Origin of the sequence: Allobosea sp. Root670, assembly GCF_001429415.1 — a bacterium.
Classification (GTDB): domain Bacteria; phylum Pseudomonadota; class Alphaproteobacteria; order Rhizobiales; family Beijerinckiaceae; genus Allobosea; species Allobosea robiniae.
The window spans coordinates 228477-244840 of the sequence record NZ_LMJU01000018.1 but is presented as its reverse complement, the minus strand read 5'-3'; the positions used below and the strand labels follow the sequence as shown (position 1 = coordinate 244840).

Here is a 16364-nt window from a genome sequence, read left to right as displayed (position 1 = left end):
CGCGGTGCGGTACAAACCGCACCGCGCCACAGCTTCACGGCCTTGCCTTCTTCCCGGCGATCTCTCGATCCCACTTCTCGAACATCGTCACCAGGGGCTTTGCGTCGAGCGGCGGTTCGGTCGGGTTGTTCGCGATCATATCGGCATATTCCGGCCGGCCGAACTTGGCGATCGTCTCCTGGCTGTCCTTCGGCGCCATGTCGATGGTCACGCCGTGGATGGACGGGCCGGGATACATGTAGCCGTGGTCATACATGTAGGCCTGCTGGGCCGGCTCCAGCAGATAGGCCATCAGCGCCAACGCGACATCGAGCTTCTCGCCGCTGACACCCTTCGGGATGGCCATGTAGTTGGCGTCGCCGACCCAGTGGAAGCCCTTCAGCGTCGCCACTTTGAAGTTCTCCGGCACGATGCCGAGATAGCGCGGATTGATGTCCCAGCCGGTGGTGGTGGCGATGATGTCGCGCGAGCCGTCGCCGAGCTCCTTCATCGTCGCGGTGGTGCCGGACGGGTAGTACTCGACGCAGTCGTTCATCTCCTTGAGATAGGCCCAGGTCTTGTCCCAGCCCTTGACCGGATCCTGCGGGTCCTTGTCACCGAGCAGATAGGGCAGGCCCATCACGAAGGTGCGCCCCGGCCCCGAATTCGCCGGGCGGGCATACATGAAGCGGTTCGGATGCGCCTTGCACCAGGCCAGCAGTTCCTCGGCCGTCTTCGGCATGTCCTTGACCTTGGCCGGGTCGTATTCGAGCAGCGGCCCTGACGGATACCAGTCGAGCACCATCGCCTGGCCGCGCGCCATCTTCTGCATCGCATAGGCGCCGGGGATGTAGAGCTTGTCGAGCGCGGGAAAGCGGTCGGCATATTTGGGGAAGATCTCGAGCCAGAGATTCTGCTCCATGCCGGCCGCGAGCGCGTCGTTGCCGGTCAGCACGAAGTCGATGTCGACGCGCCCGGCCTGCTGCTGCGCCTTGAGCTTCCCGGCGAGCTCCGGCGCCGTCGCCTTGGTGAAGATGAAGCGCGCGACGAGATCGGGATGCTCCTTCTGGAACTTCTCGATTGCGGGCTGGCTGATCTGCAGGTCGCCGGCGACGTCGATGACGCTGATCGTCAGCGGCGCCTTGGGCTTGGGCAGGGCCGGTTTCGGCTGGGCCTCGGCCGCAAGCGGGCCGAGCCCGATCAGCGCCGCCGCTGCGGCTAGGATTGACCATCGTGACATCACGTTCTCCCTCTTTGGTCGGTTGATCTGCGCCTGTTCCCGGCCGATGGGGATCGTCCGGGTATCGCCTCCCCGGTCGCGACCGGGCCGGTGCTTTCGCGCTGGACGAGGCGGGTTGGGATGATCTGGCAAGCGTCGCGCTTCTCGCCGGTCTCGATGATCTCCAGCAGCAGTTCGACGCCGGCCGCGCCGGCATCGGCGCAATGCGCATCGATCGTGGTCAATGGCGGATAGGTCGTGGCGGCCAGCACGTCGTCGAAGCCGACGATGCTGAGGTCGCGCGGGATGACGATGCCGCGCGCGCTCAAGCCGGCGACCAGCCCCTGCGCGACGATGTCGTCGAAGGCGATGGCGGCACTGACACCGGCTGCGAGCAGGCGTTCGACCGCCGCCTGGCCGGCCTCATAGGTCGGCCGGTAGGCCGGGATCGCCAGTTCCTCGATGCCGAAGCGCTGTGCTGCCGCCATCGCGGCCTGCTCGCGCTGCTGGTTCGCCCAGGACGCGGCCGGACCGCCGACATAGGCGATGCGGCGATGGCCGAGCCCGAAGAGATGGGTGATCGCCATCTCGATACCGCCGCGCACGTCGATGAGCACGCGCGGAACGCCGGCGATGTCGCGGTTGATCAGCACCGTCGGCTTCTGGCTGGCATGGAAGCGGATGCGCGCCTCGTCGAGGCGGGGCGACGCGACGACGAAGCCGTCGACCTGCGGCGCCAGCTTCGCCAGCAGGCGGTCCTCACGATCGGGCGTTTCGTCGGAATCGCCGAGGAACACCGCATAGCCCAGTGCGTCGGCTCGCGCCTGCGCGGCACGGATGAGCGGCGGGAAGAAGGGGTTGGCGATGTCCGGCACCAGGAGCGCGATGGTGCCGAAGCGCCCGGTGCTGAGCGCCCGCGCGATGCGGTTGGGGACGTAGCCCAGTTCGTCGGCGATCCGCCTGACCTGCTCGACGACGGCCGGTGTCAGGAGATTGGGCCGGGTGAAGGCGCGCGACACGGTCGCCCGCGACACGCCGGCCTTCGCCGCGACATCTCCGATCGTGATCGAGCCCCGTGTCATCGCTTCATGCAACCGGTTGCACGGCATCCTGTCAAGTGAGCGTCAATCATTGCGGCGCGCTGCTGGCATACGGCATGCTTGTTTTTGGACGCGCGCGCTCCAGCCTGCCTGACAGGGAACATCCGTCTCCCTGCAGGTCGTCCATGCCGGAAAATCAGGCCTCCCAGGCGAAAATCATGACATAAGATTCCGGAATCACGCTCGGAACCAAGGCCGGCGGCCAGGAGCAGACGTCGGAATGAGCCGAGTCATGGATGCGCGGAAATCCGCGGCGGGTGCCGGGCCGTTTGCGCCTCTCAGGAATGTCACGTTCCGGGCGATCTGGCTTGCCGGGCTGATCTCCGGCCTGGGGTGGCTGATCCAGACCATCGCCATGAGCTGGCTGATGGCGACCATCACCCCGTCCAGCGTCATGGTTGCGCTGGTCCAGGCCGCGACGAACCTGCCCGCCTTCATCCTGTCGATCTTCGCCGGCGCCATCGTCGACAATTTCAATCGCCGCAAGGTGATGCTGATGGCCCGGTCCCTGATGACCGTGACCGCCGTGGCGCTGACGATCCTCGTCGCGCTGGGCATGATCAATCCCTGGATCATCCTGTTCTTCAGTTTTCTCGCCGGCTGCGGCATCGCCTTCAACGACCCGGCCTGGCAGGCCTCGGTCGGCGATATCGTCGACCGCAAGGACCTTGCGGCGGCGGTGACGCTGACCTCCGTCGGCTTCAACACCGTGCGCAGCGTCGGGCCGGCGCTCGGCGGCATCATCCTGGCGAGCTTCGGCCCGCTGACGGCCTTCTGCCTCTATACGCTCGGCCATCTCGCGCCGCTGGCCGTCGTCTGGCGTTCGCGCTGGAAGGTGCCCGTCTCGCGGCTGCCGCCCGAAGCGATGCTGACGGCGATCTCCGACGGCATCCGCTTCACCTCCCTGTCCTCCGAGATCAAGACGGCGCTCGGGCGCGGCTTCCTGTTCGGCTTCGCAGGCATTGCCATCCTCGCCCTGCTGCCATTGGTGGTCCGCGACCAGCTCAAGCAGGGCGCCATCGCCTACGGCACCCTGATGGCGGGCTTCGGCGCAGGCGCGCTGCTGGCCGGCCTCGCCTCGACGACGCTCCGGCGCAAGCTCTCGGACGAGCAGATGCTGAAGCTGGCCTGCACGGCTTGCGCGACCTGCACGCTCTGTCTGTCGCTGACGCAGAGCCCGGCTCTCGCGGCTGTCGCGCTGATGCTCGGCGGCGCCGGGTGGGTCCTTGGCTGGTCTGGCCTCAGCATCAGCGTGCAATGGGCGAGCCCGCGCTGGGTCGTCGGCCGGACGATCTCGCTCTATTACGCCCTCACCTCGCTCGGGCTGGCCGGCGGGAGCTGGCTCTGGGGCATGGTCACCGAAAGCTATTCGCTGGGTTTCGCCCTGCAGGCCTCGACCGCGGCCTCCCTTGGGGTCGCGCTCCTCGGCTTTCTCCTGCCCATCCATCAGCGCAAGGACTCCGATGTCTCGACGCCCGACAGCTTCGAGGCCCCGACGCTCGGTCTTGACCTGAAGCCGCGCAGCGGGCCGATCGCCGTCAAGATCGAGTATCGGATCGCCCCCGATCAGGTCGAAGCCTTTCTCGCCCTGATGCAGCAGCGTCGGCCTGCGCAAGGGCGCAACGGCGCGCGCCGCTGGATTCTGACCCGCAACCTGCACGACGTCACCGTCTGGACCGAGACCTTCCGCACGCCGACATGGCACGACTATCTGCGCTTCAACTACCGCCGGACTGCGGTCGACACGACGCTGAATGACAGCCTTGTCGATCTGCATCAGGGGGATGGCGCACCGGAGGTGACCCTCTCGATCGAACGCCCCACCGCCGTGCCGCGAAAGCCCGGCATCTTCCGGTCCGACACACCTCACGGCTGAAGCCTGTGCGTCCGCAGGGCGCGCCGAATTCCTATAAAATTCCTATTCTGCGACGCCGCCGGCCGTCTCGAACGGCTATGCCGCCAGCACGATAATCCACGCCATGGTCGATGCGCTTGCGTCCCCGCCTTCCGCAGGGAGGCTGGCTCGCGCGCATCGGCCCATCGGTAACGCCCGGTCGAAAGGACCACGGCAATGGATATCGCCATGCTCGCGCTCGCGCTCGGCTTCTTCGCGGCAGCCCTCGCCTATGTCTCGGCCTGCAACGCGCTCTGAAGGAGGCTCCCATGTTCGTCGACTACATTCTCGGCGGCGCGGTGACCGCGCTCCTGCTCGTCTATCTCACTTATGCGCTGCTGCGCCCCGAGCGCTTCTGAGCGCCGGCGCGAGCTGAGAAAGCCCTCCCATGACACTTTATGGCTGGATTCAGATCCTGATCTTCTGCGCGATCGTGCTCGCTTTAGCGAAGCCGCTCGGCGGCTACATGACGCGCGTTTTCAGTGGCGAGCGCACCTTCCTCTCCCCCGTGCTCGCGCCGGTCGAGCGCGGGCTCTTTGCGCTCGCCGGCACGCATGAGCGCGAGGAGCAGCACTGGAGCGCCTATGCGGTCGCGCTGCTGCTGTTCAACCTCGCCGGCCTGCTGCTGCTCTACGGGCTGCAGCGCTTTCAGGGCCTGCTGCCGCTGAACCCGGACGGCATGGGCACTGTGGCACCCGACCTCGCCTTCAACACGGCGGTCAGCTTCGTCACCAACACCAACTGGCAGGGCTATGGCGGCGAAAGCACCATGTCCTACCTGACGCAGATGCTCGGCTTGACCGTGCAGAACTTCGTCTCGGGCGCGACCGGCATCGCCATCGCCGTCGCGCTGATCCGCGGCTTCGCCCGCGCCTCGGCCAAGTCGGTCGGCAGCTTCTGGGTCGACCTCACCCGCGCGACACTCTACGTCCTGCTGCCGCTCTGCATCCTGCTGACGCTGGCCTATGTCGCCTTGGGGGTCCCGCAGACGCTCGACCCGTCGGTGACGGCGACGACGCTCGAAGGCGCGCAGCAGACCATCGCGCGCGGCCCGGTCGCGTCCCAGCTCGCGATCAAGATGCTCGGCACCAATGGTGGCGGCTTCTTCAACGCCAACTCGGCCCACCCCTTCGAGAACCCTGACGCCATCACCAATCTCCTCCAGATGGTCTCGATCTTCGCGATCGGCGCCGCGCTGACCAATGTCTTCGGCCGGATGGTCGGCAACGAGCGCCAGGGCTGGGCGATCCTCTCGGCCATGGGTGTCTTGTTCATCGCCGGCATCGCCGTCTGCTACTGGGCGGAAGCTTCAGGCAATCCGCTGGTCCAGGCACTCGGCCTTCAGGGCGGCAATCTCGAGGGCAAGGAGATGCGCTTCGGCATTCCGCTCTCGGCCCTCTTCGCCGTCGTCACCACCGCCGCCTCCTGCGGCGCGGTCAACGCCATGCATGGCAGCTTCACCGCGCTCGGCGGCATGATCCCGCTGATCAACATGGAGCTTGGCGAGGTCATCGTCGGCGGTGTCGGCGCCGGCTTCTACGGCATCGTCCTCTTCGTCGTGCTGGCGATCTTCGTCGCCGGGCTGATGGTCGGCCGCACGCCGGAATATCTCGGCAAGAAGATCGAGGCCCGCGAGGTCAAGATGGCGATGCTCGCCATCCTCTGCTTGCCGGCCGGCATGCTGGTCTTCACCGCGATCGCCGTGGTGCTGCCCGGCGCCGTCGCCTCCGCTGGCAATAGCGGCCCGCACGGCTTCTCCGAGATCCTCTACGCCTATACCTCGGCGGCGGCGAATAACGGCTCGGCCTTCGCCAGCCTCTCGGCGAACACGCTCTGGTACAACGTGACGCTCGGCATCACAATGCTGGTCGGCCGCTTCCTGGTCATCATCCCGGCTCTCGCCATCGCCGGTTCACTCGCCGCGAAGAAATCCGTGCCCGCCTCGGCCGGCACCTTCCCGACGGACGGCCCGCTCTTCGTCGGCCTGCTCGTCGGCGTTATCCTGATCGTCGGCGGCCTGACCTTCTTCCCCGCCCTCGCAGTCGGCCCGATCGTCGAGCATCTCGCGATGCTCGCCGGCCAGAGCTTCTGAGGAGGCCATCATGGCAAGCTGCCTGCGCCAAATGCGCCGCGACGCCGTCCATCGTGACACCGCCTCGCGTGAAACGGACAGGGCACCCCCGCGCCCTGCCACCATCATCCTCGGCCTGACGGTCGCGCTGTTCCTCGTCCTGCTGCTCGTCCGGGCGCTCGCCGGCCTCGTCGCCGCCTGAGCCGGACCCGCCACCCCTCCGCTGGAGCCTCTTATGAGCCCATCCAAATCCGCGAGCCTGATCGACGCCCGGATCCTGCTGCCGGCCTTCGCCGACGCCTTCCGCAAGCTCGACCCGCGCAGCCTCGCCCGCAACCCGGTGATGTTCGTCGTCGCCGTGGTCTCCGCGCTCACCACCATCCTCTTCGTCAAGGACCTTGCCACGGGAGGCGCCAATCTCGGCTTCTCCTTCCAGATCGTGCTCTGGCTCTGGTTCACCGTGCTCTTCGCCAATTTCGCGGAAGCGGTGGCCGAAGGGCGCGGCAAAGCCCAGGCCGACTCGCTGCGCAAGACCCGCTCTGAGACCGAAGCCAAGCTGCTCTCGGGCGATGACCGCAGCCAGTTCCGGCTCGTTCCGGGTACCTCGCTCAAGGTCGGCGATATCGTGCTGGTCGAGGCCGGCGACATCATCCCCTCCGATGGCGAGGTGATCGAAGGCGTCGCCTCGGTCAACGAGGCCGCGATCACCGGCGAATCCGCCCCCGTGATCCGCGAATCCGGCGGCGACCGTTCGGCCGTGACCGGCGGCACGCAGGTTCTCTCCGACTGGATCCGCGTCCGCATCACCGCCGCGGCCGGCTCGACCTTCATCGACCGCATGATCGCGCTGGTCGAGGGCGCCGAACGCCAGAAGACGCCGAACGAGATCGCGCTCAACATCCTGCTCGCCGGCATGACGCTGATCTTCGTTCTCGCCACCGTGACGATCCCGAGCTTCGCCACCTATGCCGGCGGCTATATCCCTGTCGTCGTGCTGGTCGCGCTGTTCGTGACGTTGATCCCGACCACGATCGGCGCCCTGCTCTCGGCCATCGGGATCGCCGGCATGGACCGGCTTGTGCGCTTCAACGTGCTCGCCATGTCGGGCCGCGCCGTCGAGGCCGCCGGCGACGTCGATACGCTGCTGCTCGACAAGACCGGCACGATCACGCTCGGCAACCGCCAGGCGACCGAGTTCCGCCCCGTGCGCGGCGTCGGCGAGCAGGAACTGGCCGATGCCGCCCAGATCGCCTCACTCGCCGACGAGACGCCGGAAGGCCGCTCGATCGTCGTGCTCGCCAAGGAGAAATACGCCATCCGCGCCCGCGACATGGGAAGCCTGCACGCGACCTTCGTGCCCTTCACCGCGCAGAGCCGGATGAGCGGCGTCGATCTCGAGGGCTCGCAGATCCGCAAGGGTGCGGTCGATGCCGTCCTGAAATATGTCGAGCGCGCCAGCGCCAAATCCACGCCCGAGACGGTGCGCGAGGTCCAGGCCATCGCCGCCGAGATCGCGAAGGCCGGCGGCACGCCGCTCGCGGTCGCGCGTGACGGGCGCCTGCTCGGCGTCGTCCATCTCAAGGACATCGTGAAGGGCGGCATTCGCGAGCGCTTCACGGAACTCCGCCGCATGGGCATCCGCACGGTGATGATCACCGGCGACAACCCGATGACCGCCGCCGCCATCGCGGCCGAGGCCGGCGTCGACGATTTCCTCGCCCAGGCGACGCCCGAGAACAAGCTTGCGCTGATCCGCGAGGAACAGGCCAAGGGCAAGCTCGTCGCCATGTGCGGCGACGGCACCAACGATGCACCCGCCCTCGCCCAGGCCGATGTCGGCGTCGCCATGAACACCGGCACGGTCGCGGCCCGCGAGGCCGGCAACATGGTCGATCTCGACAGCGACCCGACCAAGCTCATCGAGATCGTCGAGATCGGCAAGCAGCTCCTGATGACGCGCGGCGCGCTGACGACCTTCTCGATCGCCAACGACGTCGCCAAGTATTTCGCGATCATCCCGGCGATGTTCCTGGCCTTCTATCCGCAGCTCGGCGCGCTCAACATCATGGGGCTGCAGACGCCGCAGAGCGCCATCCTCTCCGCGATCATCTTCAACGCGCTGATCATCGTCGCGCTGATCCCGCTCGCGCTGAAGGGCGTGAAGTATCGCGCCGTCGGCGCCGGCGCCCTGCTCAGCCGCAACCTGCTGGTCTACGGGCTCGGCGGCCTCGTCGTCCCCTTCATCGGCATCAAGGCCATCGACATGGCCATCACCGCCATCGGCCTCATCTGAGGAATTCGACCATGCTCAAGCAGATCCGCCCCGCCCTCGTGATGATCGTCGCGTTGACCGCCATCACCGGCCTCGCCTACCCGCTGGCGATGACCGGCATCGCCCAGGCCGTCTTCCCGCGCCAGGCCAATGGCAGCCTGATCGAGAAGGACGGCAAGATCATCGGCTCCAGCCTGATCGGCCAGAACTTCACCAGCGAGCGCTATTTCCATGGCCGCCCCTCGGCGACGGTGGGAACCGACCCGAACGACAGCACGAAGACGGTCGACGCGCCCTATAATGCCGCCAATTCCGGCGGCTCCAATCTCGGACCGACCAATCCGAAGCTGATCGAGCGCATCAAGGCCGAGGTGGAGAAACTCAAGGCCGAGAATCCCAACGCGCCGGTGCCGATGGAGCTGGTGACCACCTCCGGCAGCGGGCTCGACCCGCATATCTCGCCCGAGGCCGCCTATTTCCAGATCGCGCGCGTCGCCAAAGCGCGCAGTGCCGATCCGGCAACGCTCAAGGCGCTGGTCGACACTCTTATCGAGCGGCGCAAGCTCGGCTTCATCGGCGAGCCTGTCGTCAACGTGCTCGCGCTGAACCTTGCTCTCGACGGCGCCGCGCAGCGCTGACACAAAGGCCACGGCGGCGCGTCAGGCGCCGCCGCTTTCCGTGCGGACCCGCATGACCATCGCCGACAGCCATCGCGAGACCAGAGGCAGGCCCTCACCGGAGGCGCTGCTGGCCAGCGCCCAGCGCGAAGGTCGCGGGCGCCTGAAGATCTTCCTCGGCGCGGCGCCGGGCGTCGGCAAGACCTATGAGATGCTGACCTCCGGCCGCGCCCGCCGGGTCGAGGGGGTCGATGTCGTGATCGGCGTCGTCGAGACCCATGGCCGCAGCGAGACGCAGGCGCTGGTCGACGGCTTCGAGATCGTCCCGCGCCGGCTCGTCGACTACAAGGGCCGCGCCCTCGACGAGATGGACCTCGACGCCATCCTGGCCCGGCGTCCGGCCCTCGTCCTCGTCGACGAGCTCGCCCATACCAATGCACCGGGCAGCCGCCACCCCAAGCGCTATCTCGATGTCGAGGAATTGCTCGCGCGCGGCATCGACGTCTACACCACGCTGAACATCCAGCATGTCGAGAGCCTGAACGACGTCGTCGCGCAGATCACCCGCATCCGCGTGCGCGAGACCGTGCCGGATTCGATCGTCGACCGCGCCGACGATATCGAGATCATCGACCTGACGCCGGCCGACCTGATCAAGCGCCTCGAAGAAGGCAAGGTCTATCTCGGCAAGACCGCCAAGCGCGCCGTTGCGAACTACTTCTCGCCGGGCAACCTGACGGCGCTGCGCGAACTCGCACTGCGCCGCACTGCGCAGCGGGTCGATGACCAGCTCCTCAGCCATATGCAGGAACACGCGATCTCCGGGCCCTGGGCGGCGGGCGAGCGCCTCCTGGTCTGCATCGACGACAGCGCCGGGGCGCCGGCCCTCATCCGCCATGCCAAGCGGCAGGCCGACCGGCTGCGCGCGCCCTGGAGCGCGCTCCATGTCGAGACGCCGCAGGCCGCAGCCCTGCCCGAAGCAGCCAAGACGCGGATCGCCAATGCGCTCCGGCTCGCGGCTCAACTCGGCGCCGAGGCCGTCACCTTGCCGGGACAGGATGTGGCCGGCGAGATCCTCCGGCATGCCGCCGCCGGCAACGTCACCCAGATCATCGTCGGCAAGCCGGCCAAGCCGCGCTGGCGCGAATGGCTGAAGCCTTCCGTCTCGCATGAACTGATCGGTCGCGCCGGCGATATCGGCATTCATGTCGTCGCCTTGCGCGAGCAGACACCGGACGCGGATGCCGGCGTCTCGGCTATCGGCAAACCCGGCTTCTCGGCCAGGCCCTATCTCGCGGCGGCAGCCTATGTCGCGGTCGCGCTCGGAGCGGCCGAACTGCTCAGCCTGATCATGGACCTGCGCAATATCGCGCTGGTCTTCCTGACCGCCGTCCTCGCTTCGGCGGTGACAGCGGGTCTCTGGCCGGCTCTCTTCGCCTCGCTGCTCAGCGCGTTCGCACTGAATTTCTTCTTCATCGCACCGCTCTACACGCTCACGATCGCCGACCCCGAAAATGTCGTCGCGCTCGGCTTCTTCCTGCTCGTCGCCCTGATCGCCTCCAACCTCACCGCCCGCGTTCAGCGCCAGGCCAATGCCGCCCGCCAGCGCGCCCGCACCACCGAGGATCTCTATCTCTTCTCGAAGAAGCTCGCCGGCACCGGCACGCTCGACGACGTGCTCTGGGCCAGCGCCTTCCAGATCGCCTCGATGCTGCGCCTGCGCGTCGTCATCCTGATGCCCGAGGATGGAACGATCGCGGTCCGCGCCGGCTATCCGCCCGACGACACGCTGGTCGACGCCGATATCGCCGCCGCGCGCTGGGCCTGGGAGCATGACCGACCGGCCGGGCGCGGCGCCGACACCTTGCCCGGCGCCAGGCGGCTCTATTTGCCCCTGCGCACCGGCCGCACCGCCATCGGCGTGATCGGCCTCGACGACGACAAGGAAGGCCCGCTTCTGACCCCCGAGCAGCAGCGCCTGCTCGATGCGTTAGCCGATCAGGCCGCCGTCGCCATCGAGCGCATCCAGCTGGTCGCCGATGTCGACCGCGCGAAGCTCGCGGCCGAGGCCGACCGCCTGCGCTCGGCCCTGCTGACCTCGATCTCGCATGACCTGAAGACGCCGCTGGCCTCGATCATGGGCGCGGCCGGAACCTTGCGCGACTATCGTCAGGCCCTGCCGGAAGAGGATCGCACCGCCCTGCTCGCGACCGTGATCGACGAATCCGAGCGCCTCAACCGCTTCATCGCCAACCTGCTCGACATGACCCGGATCGAATCGGGCGCGATGGAGCCGAATGCGGCGCTGGTCGATGTCGCCGACGTGGTTGGCAGCGCGCTGCGCCGCGCCACGAAGATCACCGCAGGTCATCCTATCGAGACCGCCCTGCCCGGTGACCTGCCGATGCTCCGGCTCGACCCGGTCCTGTTCGAGCAGGTGCTGTTCAACCTCCTCGACAATGCCGCGAAATATGCGCCCGCCGGCAGCGCCATCGCCATCCGCGCCCGGCAGGAAGGCCGCGAAGTTCTGGTGACGGTGTCCGACGAAGGGCCGGGCCTGCCGCCCGCCGATCTTGAACGCGTCTTCGACAGCTTCTACCGCGTCCGCAAGGGCGACCAGGTCCGCGCTGGAACCGGCCTCGGCCTCGCCATCTGCCGCGGCTTCGTCGAGGCGATGGGCGGCACGATCACGGCGGCGAACCGGACGGATCGCAGCGGCGCGATCTTCACCATCCGCATGCCGGCTGACAGCCAGCCCAAGCCATTGGAACCACAGACATGACCGCAACGGACACCAAGGTGCTGGTCGTGGACGACGAGCCGGCGATCCGCCGCCTGCTCCGCGTCGGCCTCTCCACCGAGGGCTATGCTATCCGCGAGGCGGCCACCGCACGCGAGGCGATCGAGCGCATCGCCGAGGAATTACCTGATCTCGTCATCCTCGATCTCGGCCTGCCCGATCTGTCCGGGCAGGAGCTCTTGCAAAAATGGCGCGCCGAGGCGTTGGCCCTGCCGATCGTCATCCTGTCGAGCCGTACCGACGAGGCCGGCATCGTCGCGGCTCTCGAAAACGGCGCCGACGACTATGTCACCAAGCCTTTCGGCATGAAGGAGCTGGCGGCCCGCCTGCGGGTCGCCTTGCGCCACAAGCTCCAGCAGCAGGGCGAGAAGCCGATCTTCCAGACCGGCGAGCTCTCGGTCGATCTCGTCAAGCGCATCGTCAGGCTGGGCGAACAGGAGGTGAAGCTCTCGCCCAAGGAATACGACATCCTGCGCATCCTCGTGCAGCATGCCGGCAAGGTACTGACTCACCAGCACCTGATGAAGCAGGTCTGGGGTGCCTCGGCCGATGTCCAGTATCTGCGCGTCTATGTCCGGCAATTGCGCCAGAAGATCGAGCGCATCCCCGATCAGCCGCAATACATCACCACCGAGACCGGCGTCGGCTACCGCCTGCGCGAAGCCGAGTGAGCCCTGCACGGCCCTTCCGGGCGGCAGCATGCGACGAAATCACATGATCCCATCCGACATCATCCGCCCGCGTTCCATCGTCAGGCTCGCCGCTGCGAATAAGGCCGCTCTCTTCCGCGCCCTTGCGAAGAAGGCGGCCGAGCAGCTCGCATTGCCCGCGGCGGCTATTCTCGACGCGTTGAACCACCGCGAGGCGCTGGGCTCCACCGGTGTCGGCGGCGGGCTGGCGATGCCGCATGCGCCGGTCGAAGGCCTTACCGAGCCGTTCGGCCTGCTGGCGCGGCTGGAGAAACCCGTCGCCTATGAGGCGATCGACGGCGCACCGGTCGATCTCGTCTGCCTGGTTCTGACGCCCGTGAACGGCGGCAAGGGCCGTATCGACGCGCTGGCCTGCATCGCAAAACGCCTGCGTCCGGCCGAGATCCGCGAACGCATCCGCAATGCCGCGGGCGGCGAGGACATCTACGCACTGCTGCTCGAAGAGAGCTGATCGGCTTTCGCGGGGATCGGCATCGCTGGCAGAAGCGATGGCTTGCAACCGGCCGGGAAGCCCGCGCCGCGCGACAGTACGAACTCGTCGCGCGCGAACAGCTCCGCCAGCCAATCGACGAAGACGCGCACCTTGTTGCTGAGGTGCCGGTTCGGCGGATAGACGATGTGCAACGGCTTCGGCGCCGTGCACCAGTCCAGCAGCAGCGGCACGAGCCGCCCGTCCGCGATCGGCACCCGGGCCATGAAAGTCGGCAATTGCATGATGCCGTGGCTCGCGAGCCCGGCCGCGAGATAGCCCGTGCCGTCATTCAGCGCGATGGTGTAGCGCCCGCTGACCTCGATCGTCTCGCTGCGGTTCTGATAGACCATCGGCAGGATGCGCCCGCCGAGCGCCGGCCGATAGGCGACGATCTGGTGGCCGTCCTCGATATCGCGCGGATGGATCGGCGTGCCGAAGCGGGCAAGATAATCCGGCGTCGCGCAGGTGATGAGCTGCATCTCGCCGATCCGCCGCGCGATCAGGCTCTGGTCGGCGATCTCCCCCGCACGCACGGCGCAGTCGAGATTCTCTCCGATCAAGTCCGCAGCGCGGTCGCTCAGACCGAGATCGAGCTGGATATCGGGATAGCGCGCATGGAACTCATGCAGCGCCGGGATGATCACCGAGATCGCCAGCGACGAGCTGCAATCGACCCTGAGCCGCCCGCTCGGCCGCGCCTGCGCCAGCGTGAGGCTGGAATCGAGTTCGGAGAGTTCGTCGAGCAGACGCAATGCCCGCTCGTAATAGGCCGCGCCGTCCATGGTCACGGTCACCCGCCGCGTCGTCCGGTTCAGCAGCTTGGCGCGCAGATGCGCCTCCAGCTGCTGGATCAGCTTGGTGACGGTCGGCTTCGGCATGTCCAGAAGATCGGCGGCCCGCGTGAAGGTGCCGGTCTCGACGACCCGCACGAAGGCCCGCATCGCGGCAAGCTGGTCCATATGCCCTCGGATTGTTTCCGTACGTGAATAATGAATGAATGATTAGATCATTTATTCAGGAATGCCGAATCTCTATCTCATGCTGCAACGCAACAGCGAGGGTGCGTCAATGCCCGCGATCGCCGCGCAGAAACTGCAACCGGTCCTCTCCGTCTTCTGGCGGGAGGAAACCCTGAGCGCCCGTGGAGAGAGCTTCACAGGCCGCCTCTACGTTCCCGCCGAGGTTCCGGATAATGCCGGGCTCGTGCTGCATCTGCATGGCGGCCACTTCAACAGCGGCTCGCCGGCCGAAGGGCAGGCCGTCGCCACGGCCTTGACCGAGGCCGGCGCGGTCGTGTTCTCGCTCTCCTATCCGCTCGCCCCGATCAAGCGCTTCCCCGAGACGTTGGAGCGCATCTATGCAGCGCTCGAGGCTCTTGCCAGGGGGCGCAATCGTTGGGCGACGCGCGGCGCGCCGCTCTACATCGCCGGCGAGGAAGCCGGCGGCAACCTCGCCGCGGCGCTCGCCATGATGGCGCGCGATCGCGGCGGCCCGACGCTCGCTGGCCAGATCCTGTTCTCGCCGATGCTCGACGCCTGCCTCGGCACCGCCTCGCTGCGTGGCGTGCAGGCCGGCCCGGTCGGCTGCCGCTGGGCCGATGGCTGGGCCGACTATCTCGGCACGCCCGAGCGCGCCGCTCATCCCTACGCCGCCCCGCTCCAGGCGACACGTCTCGCCGGCCTGCCGCCGGCCCTGCTGATCAGCGGGCAGGACGACCCGATGCGCGACGAAGCCGCGCAATATGCCGACCGTCTCGGCCAGGCCGGCATCGCCGTCCGCCATGTCGAGTTCACCGCGCCGACGCGCTGGCCGCAGGCCTATGCGGATGCGGCCGAGGAAGGCTCCTGTCTCTGCCAAAGCTGCGGCGAGATCGCCGCCTTCTATGAACGGACCGCGCCCTCCTAGCGCTCCCCTCTTTCGAACACTCACAGCATTTCCAAGGAAGGACCGACCCATGATTCCGGGAACGAACCGTCGTGGCCTTTTGGCCCGCCTCACCGCCTCCGTCGCATTGACCGCCATCACGGTCTTTGCCCTGTCCGGCACACATGCCCAAGGCGATACCGCGCCCGCAGCGGCGCCCGCCATCCCCGTCTCCGTCGCAACCGTCGAGGCGCGCGAGGTCGTGCCCTGGGCCGAGTTCTCCGGCCGGCTGGAGGCGATCGAACGCGTCGAACTGCGCTCGCGCGTCGCCGGTGTCGTCGAGGCCGTGCATTTCCGCGAGGGCAACCTCGTGAAGCAGGGCGACCTGCTCGTCAGCATCGACCAGGCACCCTATCTCGCCGACCTCCAGCGAGCCGAGGCGCAGGTGCAGGGCGCGAAGGCGCGGGTCGCACTCGCCGAGAGCGAGAACGAGCGCGGCCAGCAGTTGCTGGCAACCCGCAACCTCTCCCAGCGCGACATCGATACCCGTGTCAACAACCTGCGGGAGGCGCAGGCCAATCTCCAGGCCGCCGAGGCCGCCCGCCGTACGGCGCAGCTCAACCTCGACTATACCCAGATCCGGGCCCCGATCAGCGGCCGCATCGGCCGGCTCGACGTCACCGTCGGCAACCTGATCGCGGCCGGCGGGCAGGTCCTGACCTCGCTGCTCTCGGTCGATCCGATCTATGCCGCCTTCAATGCCGACGAGCGCAGCGTGCTCGATGCTCTCGCCTCGCTGCCGGACGGCCCACGCGCGCTGGAGCAGATCCCGGTCAGGATCACGACGGCGACGGCGCAGGCCGCGCAGTTCAGCGGCAAGCTGCATTTCGTCGATAACGGCATCGACGGCGCCAGCGGCACGGTCAGGGTGCGCGCCAGGCTCGACAATCCCGACGGCAAGCTGATGCCCGGCCAGTTCGTCCGGGTCCAGCTCGGCCAGGCCAGGGCCGAGCAACAGCTCGTCATCAACGAGCGCGCGGTCGGCACCGACCAGAACAAGAAGTTCGTCTTCGTCGTCGGCGACGATGCCAAGGCCGCCTGGCGCGAAGTCTCGCTCGGTGCCGCCCATGACGGGCTGCGCGTCGTCACGGCCGGCCTGAAACCGGGCGAGCGCATCGTCGTCAACGGGCTGCAGCGCGTGCGGCCCGGCGCGACGGTCGCGCCCGAGCCGGTGCCGATGGCGCAGAAGAGCGAGCTGAAGAAGCCCGCAACCGAACTCGCGCAACGCTGACATCAACGATCGGCTGCGGGTGCCGCGAGGCGGGCCCGCAGCCGCAAGCATAAGCCGCTCGAAAGGGGGCGCTACC

At 67.6% G+C, this 16364-nt stretch carries 14 protein-coding genes; 11 read left to right on the top strand and 3 right to left on the bottom strand.

Translation table 11 applies throughout. The features are described from left to right. Positions 1-34: 34 nt before the first annotated feature. Positions 35-1219, bottom strand: a complete 1185-nt coding sequence (locus tag ASE61_RS22290; protein ID WP_061970662.1) for an extracellular solute-binding protein — start codon at positions 1217-1219, stop codon at positions 35-37. Further along, on the bottom strand, positions 1219-2280 hold the full coding sequence (locus tag ASE61_RS22285) for a LacI family DNA-binding transcriptional regulator (RefSeq protein WP_061970660.1): 1062 nt from the start codon (positions 2278-2280) through the stop codon (positions 1219-1221). The genes ASE61_RS22290 and ASE61_RS22285 overlap by 1 nt, the downstream gene beginning before the upstream one ends. 238 nt (positions 2281-2518) lie before the next feature. Here ASE61_RS22285 and ASE61_RS22280 point away from each other — a divergent pair, with 238 nt between their 5' ends. From ASE61_RS22280 to ASE61_RS22245, 9 genes are all read left to right on the top strand, one after another. Next, positions 2519-4174: an MFS transporter gene (locus ASE61_RS22280; RefSeq protein ID WP_244492980.1), complete on the top strand. Its 1656-nt coding sequence runs from the start codon at positions 2519-2521 to the stop codon at positions 4172-4174. A gap of 287 nt (positions 4175-4461) precedes the next feature. Further along, positions 4462-4551, top strand: a complete 90-nt coding sequence (locus ASE61_RS26680; RefSeq protein WP_061970656.1) for a K(+)-transporting ATPase subunit F — start codon at positions 4462-4464, stop codon at positions 4549-4551. Between the two features lie 29 nt (positions 4552-4580). Continuing rightward, entirely contained in the window at positions 4581-6284 is a 1704-nt protein-coding gene (gene kdpA, locus ASE61_RS22270) for a potassium-transporting ATPase subunit KdpA (protein WP_061970655.1), read from the top strand. Between the two features lie 10 nt (positions 6285-6294). Then, positions 6295-6465, top strand: coding sequence for a hypothetical protein (locus ASE61_RS26675; protein WP_156407190.1), 171 nt, complete (start codon positions 6295-6297; stop codon positions 6463-6465). A 33-nt stretch (positions 6466-6498) separates the two neighbouring features. Beyond that, the gene (kdpB, locus tag ASE61_RS22265) at positions 6499-8556 is read left to right on the top strand and encodes a potassium-transporting ATPase subunit KdpB (protein WP_061970653.1); all 2058 of its coding nucleotides are present in this window, start codon (positions 6499-6501) and stop codon (positions 8554-8556) included. Positions 8557-8567: 11 nt separating this feature from the next. After that, a complete protein-coding gene (locus tag ASE61_RS22260) occupies positions 8568-9173 on the top strand; it encodes a K(+)-transporting ATPase subunit C (RefSeq protein ID WP_061970651.1) in 606 nt (201 codons plus the stop codon). A gap of 52 nt (positions 9174-9225) precedes the next feature. After that, entirely contained in the window at positions 9226-11934 is a 2709-nt protein-coding gene (locus ASE61_RS22255; protein ID WP_061970743.1) for a sensor histidine kinase, read from the top strand. Further along, entirely contained in the window at positions 11931-12623 is a 693-nt protein-coding gene (locus ASE61_RS22250; RefSeq protein WP_061970649.1) for a response regulator, read from the top strand. Before ASE61_RS22255 ends, ASE61_RS22250 begins: the two co-directional genes overlap by 4 nt. Before the next feature lie 43 nt (positions 12624-12666). Continuing rightward, positions 12667-13113 carry a PTS sugar transporter subunit IIA gene (locus tag ASE61_RS22245; protein WP_061970647.1) on the top strand — a complete coding sequence of 149 codons (447 nt, stop codon included), beginning with the start codon at positions 12667-12669 and terminating at the stop codon, positions 13111-13113. Here ASE61_RS22245 and ASE61_RS22240 read toward each other — a convergent pair. Beyond that, on the bottom strand, positions 13086-14093 hold the full coding sequence (locus ASE61_RS22240; RefSeq protein ID WP_082617633.1) for a LysR family transcriptional regulator: 1008 nt from the start codon (positions 14091-14093) through the stop codon (positions 13086-13088). The two genes, ASE61_RS22245 and ASE61_RS22240, sit on opposite strands and share 28 nt — an antisense overlap. Positions 14094-14202: 109 nt before the next feature. On the opposite strand from ASE61_RS22240, the gene ASE61_RS22235 reads away from it, so the two are divergent. Then, complete coding sequence (locus ASE61_RS22235) at positions 14203-15039, top strand: alpha/beta hydrolase fold domain-containing protein (protein ID WP_082617650.1); 837 nt, start codon at positions 14203-14205, stop codon at positions 15037-15039. 49 nt (positions 15040-15088) lie between these two features. Then, positions 15089-16288 carry an efflux RND transporter periplasmic adaptor subunit gene (locus ASE61_RS22230; protein WP_061970643.1) on the top strand — a complete coding sequence of 400 codons (1200 nt, stop codon included), beginning with the start codon at positions 15089-15091 and terminating at the stop codon, positions 16286-16288. Positions 16289-16364 lie beyond the last annotated feature (76 nt).